The sequence below is a fragment of the Streptomyces sp. NPDC059452 genome, assembly GCF_042750035.1.
Classification (GTDB): Bacteria; Actinomycetota; Actinomycetes; order Streptomycetales; family Streptomycetaceae; genus Streptomyces.
This window is the reverse complement of sequence record NZ_JBHYVE010000018.1, coordinates 176,825-183,169: the sequence shown is the minus strand read 5'-3', so window position 1 is coordinate 183,169 and position 6,345 is coordinate 176,825. Positions and strand designations below refer to the sequence as shown.

Annotated in this window: 5 protein-coding genes; 4 read left to right on the top strand and 1 reads right to left on the bottom strand. The window is 73.4% G+C overall.

Translation table 11 applies throughout. From position 1 onward, the window contains the following. On the top strand, nucleotides 1-301 hold a 301-nt coding region (locus tag ACFW9Z_RS23685; protein ID WP_384644128.1), incomplete at its 5' end, for a class I SAM-dependent methyltransferase. Nucleotides 302-403: 102 nt separating this feature from the next. After that, entirely contained in the window at nucleotides 404-1,582 is a 1,179-nt protein-coding gene (locus ACFW9Z_RS23680) for an acyl-CoA dehydrogenase family protein (RefSeq protein ID WP_384644126.1), read from the top strand. 71 nt (nucleotides 1,583-1,653) lie between these two features. Here the strand turns inward: ACFW9Z_RS23680 and ACFW9Z_RS23675 are convergent, their stop codons facing one another. Beyond that, nucleotides 1,654-4,854 (bottom strand): BTAD domain-containing putative transcriptional regulator, encoded by a 3,201-nt coding sequence (locus tag ACFW9Z_RS23675; protein ID WP_384644124.1) that lies wholly within the window; start codon nucleotides 4,852-4,854, stop codon nucleotides 1,654-1,656. A 128-nt stretch (nucleotides 4,855-4,982) separates the two neighbouring features. Here ACFW9Z_RS23675 and ACFW9Z_RS23670 point away from each other — a divergent pair, with 128 nt between their 5' ends. Beyond that, on the top strand, nucleotides 4,983-5,723 hold the full coding sequence (locus ACFW9Z_RS23670; RefSeq protein ID WP_384644122.1) for an SDR family oxidoreductase: 741 nt from the start codon (nucleotides 4,983-4,985) through the stop codon (nucleotides 5,721-5,723). 85 nt (nucleotides 5,724-5,808) lie between these two features. Further along, nucleotides 5,809-6,315, top strand: a complete 507-nt coding sequence (locus ACFW9Z_RS23665; RefSeq protein WP_384644120.1) for a nitroreductase/quinone reductase family protein — start codon at nucleotides 5,809-5,811, stop codon at nucleotides 6,313-6,315. The last annotated feature ends 30 nt before the right edge of the window (nucleotides 6,316-6,345 follow it).

The following is a 6,345-nucleotide window of genomic DNA, read 5'->3' as shown; positions in this document are numbered from 1 at the left end:
CGGCCCGGACGCGCCCGCCCGGTTCCTCACCGCCGACGCCCTCGACACCGAGGCCGTCCCGGCCGGCTCGGTCGACCTCGTGCTCAACAACCCGCCGTTCCACTCCCACATGGCGACCACCGACGCCACCGCCCGCACGATGTTCGTCAGCGCGCGCACCGCGCTGCGGCAGGGCGGCGAACTCTGGGTCGTGGGCAACCGGCACCTCTCGTACCACACCCACCTGCGCCGGATCTTCGGCAACTGCACCACGGTGGCGGGCGACCCGAAGTTCGTGGTCCTGCGCGCCGTCAAGCGCTGACCCCGAGGAGCCGCGTCCCCGGCCCTTCCGGATTCTTGCAACACGTTCTACTGTGTGCGCCGCCGCACACGGGCGACGCCGACGCGAGACTCCGGAGGGGCCGTGCACCTCGAATACACGCCTGAACAGCAGCGGTTGCGTACCGAACTGCGCCACTACTTCGCCGGCCTGGTCCCCGACAACGCCTACGCCCGTTACGCGGAACCCGCCGCCCAGAAGCGCTTCTACCGCGAGACGATCCGCCGGCTCGGCGCCGACGGCTGGCTGGGGGTGGGCTGGCCGAAGGAGTACGGCGGCCGGGGGCTCACCCCGATGGAACAGTTCATCTTCTTCGACGAGGCGGCCCAGGCGGGCGTACCGCTGCCGCTGATGGCCCTGAACACCGTCGGGCCCACGATCATGCAGTTCGGCACCGAGGAGCAGAAGAGCCACTTCCTGCCGAAGATCCTCGCCGGGGAGATCGACTTCGCGATCGGCTACAGCGAACCGGACGCCGGCACCGACCTGGCCGCCCTCAGGACCCGCGCGGTCCGCGACGGGGACACGTACATCGTGAACGGCCAGAAGATCTGGACCACCAACGGCGACACCGCCGACTGGGTCTGGCTCGCCGTGCGCACCGACCCCGGGGCCCCGCCGCACAAGGGCATCACCATGCTCCTGGTCCCCACGAGCGACCCCGGCTACTCCTGCACCCTGATCAACACGCTCGCCTCGCACGACACCACGGCCAGCTACTACGAGAACGTCCGCGTCCCCGTCTCCCACCGCGTCGGCGAGGAGAACAAGGGCTGGCGGCTCATCACCAACCAGCTCAACCACGAACGCGTCACCCTCGCCGCCCACGGCACGATGGCCGTCCGCGCCCTGCACAACGTCCAGCGCTGGGCCGCCGAAACGAAGCTCACTGACGGCCGCCGCGTCATCGACCTCGGCTGGGTCCGCACCCGCCTCGCCCGCACCCACACCCGCCTGGACGCCATGAAGCTGCTCAACTGGCAGATGGTCTCCGCCCTCCACGACGCGACCCTTACCCCGCAGGACGCCTCGGCGGTCAAGGTCTACGGTTCCGAGGCCCGCCGCGACGCCTACGCCTGGCTGATGGAGATCGTCGGCTCGGCGGGCCCCCTGAAGGAGGGCTCCGCGGGCGCGGTCCTCCACGGCGAACTCGAACGCGGCTACCGGTCCGCGGTCATCTTCACCTTCGGCGGCGGCAACAACGAGATCCAGCGCGAGATCATCTCCTGGATCGGGCTGGGGATGCCGAGGGTGCGGCGCTGAGAGCCCGCGACGAGCCGACCCCGGCGAACGTTCCCGGTCACAGCACGGGGTGGGCTCGGGGCGGTCAGCGGTCAGCGGCCCTCGGGCGTCGTCGTCGGGGCGTCGCGCAGTGCGGCCTCGACGCGGTCGACGTCGCCGCGTTCCCCGGGTGGCAGGGGCGCTCCGACGGAGGCGCGCAGCCGCGTCGCCGCGCCCAGCGTGGTCCTCGCGCGCCGGGGCCTCCCCGCCAGCAGCCGGGCTCCGGCCAGCCCTTCCAGCGCGAGCGCCACCGCCCTGGGGTCACCGGTGCGCCGTGCCGCGGCGAGTCCCTGGGCGTGCAGGTCGAGCGCGCTGTGCGGGTCACCGCGCTGCTCGGCTGCGAAGCCGAGTTCCGCGAGGATCAGCGCGGTGCCGTTGTCAGCCGCGAAACGGCGGTTCCACTCCAGCCACGGCAGGAGCAGCTCCTCGGCCCGGGCGGGGTCGCCGCGTCGCCGTGCGCTGAGGGCGAGGCCCACATCGGCGAACTCCTGGCCCGCCGGATCGCCGTGCGCGACGGCCACGGCGCGTCCGCGCTCGTGGAGGGCGTCCGCGCGGTCGTGGTCGCCCTCCAGCAGGGCGAGACGGCCCAGTTCGGACCATCGCATCGACACCTCCGGCCACAGCGCCAGCTCCTCCGCGAGCGCGACGCCTTCGCGCTGCCGGAGCGCGGCGGTGCCGTAGTCGCCCGCGATCTCGGCGAGCCTGCCCAGCACCGCGTACGTCTGGACGCGGCCCCACCGGTCCCCGGTCCTCCCGAACAGCGCGAGGCTCCGTTCGGCGTCCGCCGCTGCCGCGTCCAGACGGCCGCGGACCAGGTGCTGGAGGGCGCGCATGCTCGCGGCGGCCGCGACGCCCCAGTCGTCGCCGAGCCGCTGGAACTCGTCGAGTGCGGTCCCGATCAGCATCTCGCCCACCGGCAGGTCGCCGAACCTGGTCGCCGCGTGGCCGAGGAACCATCCGGCCCGCGCGCGCTCGTCCGGGTCGGTGACGGCGGCGTACAGGCGCGGCAGCTCCTGGCTGTCCACGGCCTCGCCGGTCAGCAGGCGGAACCCGGCGTGCCAGGCCGCGGCCACCGCGTCGCCGCTGTCCGCCGTCGCCCGGCGTGCCTCGGTGAGACGGCCGCGCAGGAACCAGTACCAGGTCAGCGCCCTCACCAGCCGCGGCGCCGCGCTCTCGTCCGTCAGCGCCCGGCGCAGATTGCCGGTCTCGGCGTCGAGCCGCCGCAGCCAGCGCCGCTGGTCCGGGCCGCGCAGCTGCCCGGCCGCCTCCTCCGCGAACTCGACGCAGTACGCGGTGTGCGAACGCCGGGCGCGGTCGCGTTCCCGGTCGTCCGACTGCCGTGCCCCGTAGGCGGAAACCGACTCCAGGAGCCCGTAGCGCGGCCCGTCGGCCGTTCGGGAGACGGTGACGAGGGAACGGTCGACCAGGCGTGCCAGCAGATCGAGGACCTCCGAGCGCCGCACACCTGTGCCGGAGCACACGGCCTCCGCCGCGGCGAGCGTGCAGCCGTCGGCGAAGACCGTGAGACGGCGCAGGACCGTCCGTTCGGCCGCGGTCAGCAGCTCCCAGCTCCAGTCGAGGACAGCGCCCAGGGTCCGCTGGCGCGGCGGCGCGTCGCGCGGGCCGCCGGTGAGGACGGCGAACCGGTCGTCGAGACGGTCGGCGAGCGCGGTGGTGTCCAGCACCCGCAGCCGGGCGGAGGCCAGTTCGATGGCGAGCGGGATCCCGTCGACGCGGCGGCAGATCAGGGCGACCGCCTCCACGTCGTCGGCCGACACCGTGAACCCGGGTACGGCGGCGACGGCCCGCGCGGCGAAGAGCCGTACGGCCCCGGACCGCAGCATGTCCGCGGGCGCGGCACCCGGTTCCGGGACGTCGAGCGGCTCCACCTCCCACAGGTACTCGCCCGTGACGCGCAGCGGTTCGCGGCTCGTGGCCAGTACGTGGATGTCCACGCCAGGAGCGCGCCGGATGAGGGAGACGAGGGAGGCGGCGGCTTCGACGACGTGCTCGCAGTTGTCCAGCACGAGCAGCCGCTCCGCGCCCCGCAGCGCGTCGGTGAGCCGCTGGACGGGAGGACACGGGCGGGAGCCGTCACGGATGCCGAGCGCGGCGGCGACGGCGTCCGCCAGACCGTCCACGGTCGTCTGCCGGGGCAGACCGGCGAGTTCGACGAACCGCGCCCCCTTCCACCCGCGTGCCACCTCCAGCGCGAGCCTGGTCTTGCCCACGCCGCCCGGCCCGGTGAGGGTCACCAGGCACCGCGCGCCGAGCAGTTCACGCACCTCGGCGACGGCGTCGTCCCGGCCGATGAGTTCGGTGACCGGGAGGGGCAGCCCGGTGTACGGGGCCTCGGCGGGCTGATCGGGAGGCTGCGGCGGCGCTTCCGAGGGCCCGTCCGAGGGCTCGCCCGAGGGCCGGGAGGATGTGGACGGCTCGGAAGGCGCGGAAGGCGCGGACGGCGTGGAGGACGCGGACGGCTCGGAAGGCGCGGAGGACGCGGACGGCTCGTACGGTTGGAACCGCTCGGGGGGTTCTCCGCGCAGGATACGCCGATGCAGTGCCGCGAGTTCCGGACCCGGTTCGAGCCCCAGCTCGTCGCGGAGGAGGCGGCGCAGCCCCTGGTAGCCGTCGAGCGCCTCGACGGTACGGCCCGCCCCGTGCAGCGCGCTCAGGTGGGCGGCGCGCAGCCGTTCGCGCAGGGGGTGTTGTGCGACGAACGCGCCCAGCTCGGCCGCGAGCGCCGCGTGGTCGCCCTGCCGCAGCCGCGCCTCGGCGTAGTTCTCCCACGCCACGAGGCGATGCTCTTCCAGAGCCGCGGCGGCCGTGAGCGCGAAGGGTTCGTCGGCGAATCCGGCGAACGCGGCGCCGCGCCACAGCCCGAGGGCCTCGGCGAACAGCGCCGCGGCGTCGTCCGGGCCGGTGGACCGCCCCGCCCGTAAGGCGAGTTCGGCGAACCGGACGCTGTCGACCGCGTCGGGCGGCACGTCCAGCAGATAGCCCGGCGGGCGGCGCGCCACCAGTTCTGCCCCGACGGCGCGGCGCAGGCGCGAGACGAGGGTCTGCAGGGCGCCACTGGGGCGGGCCGGGGTGCCGTTGCCCCACAGCTCGTCCACCAGCCGATCGGTGGAGACCACGCGCCCCGGCGTGACGAGCAGACATGCCAGCAGCTTCCGTACCCGCGCCTCGGGCACCGCGACGGGTTCACCGCTCGGCGACCACACGGCGAGCGGCCCCAGCACACCGAATCGCATGCGCACACGATAACCGCAAGAGAACCGACAGAAGATCGACAGCGCCCCCGGCCATCCTTCCCTCACCAACAACGGAGCTTCCCCGACCACCGGCACGGACCGGCGGGAGGGAAGGACGGGAGCAGATCATGAAGAAGGCTGTTGTCACCGGCGGCACCCACGGCATCGGACTCGCGATCGTGCGCGAACTGCTCGCACGCGGTGCCGAGGTGATCCTGACGGGACGCAACGAGCGCACCCTCGAAGAGGCGCGCACCGCGCTCAAGGGCGAGGCCGCACACGTCGTACGGTCCGACGCCGCCAGCATGGCCGACATCGCCGAGCTCGGAGACGTGGTCGGCGAGCGGCTCGGGCGGGTCGACCACCTCTTCGTCAACCACGGCATCGCGCAGTTCGCCGAGCTCGCGGAGGTGACCGAGGAGGCGTGGGACCGGCACTTCGCGGTGAACGCCAAGGGCACGTTCTTCACCGTGCAGCGGCTCGCGCCCCTGCTCAACGACGGCGGCTCGGTGGTCTTCACCACCGTGGCCAACGACGTGGTCTTCCCGGGGCTGAGCGCGTACTCGGCGTCGAAGGAGGCGATGCGCGCCTTCGCGCATGTGCTCGCGGCGGAGCTGCTGCCCAGGGGGATCCGCGTCAACAGCGTGGCCCCCGGCTACATCGACACGCCGACCATGGGCGTGCCCGGCCTGACCGAGGAAGAGCGCGAGGAGTTCCGGCGCGAGGGCGACCGGGCGACGCCGCTGCGCCGCAACGGCACCGTCGAGGAGGTCGCCGTGGCAGCGCTCTTCCTCGCCGAGGGGGCGACGTTCACCACCAACGTCGAGCTGGCGGTCGACGGCGGCTTCGCGCAGGGACTGGGGCGCTGACGTGGGTACGGACACGCACACGGGCACTGACGTGGGCACGGGCACGGACACGGGCCCGGAAACGGACACGGAAACGGACACGGGCATGGGCATGGGCACTGACGTGGGTACGGACACGGGCGAGGTGTTCGACAGCCCGGACCCGTCGGTCGCCGAGCACGTGCGCCGGTACCTCGCGACGGACGGCGCGAGCGGGCACCTGGAAGGAGGCTCGCCCAACCTTGTCCTCACCTACCGGGGCCGGAAGAGCGGCAAGCGGTACCGGACGGGGCTCTTCTACGGCGTGGACGGCGACCGGTACGTGCTGGTGGCCTCCGGATCGGCCATCACCCATACCCACCCCCTCTGGTACCTCAACCTGGTTGCCACCCCCGGGGCCCATGTCCAGGTCCGCGGGGAACACTTCGCCGTACGGGCCCATACCGCGCAGGGCGAGGAACGCGAGCGGCTGTGGCGGCTGATGACCGAGCTGGCACCGGTCTACCTCAGGTACGAGGAACGGACCCGCCGGACCATCCCGGTGGTGGTCCTGGAACGCGTCCCGGACACGGCACCAGCAGGCGGGATGAGGCGCGTGGAGGGCCCGCCGTAGGCTGACGTGGCCGGTGTCGGCGGCGGGGAG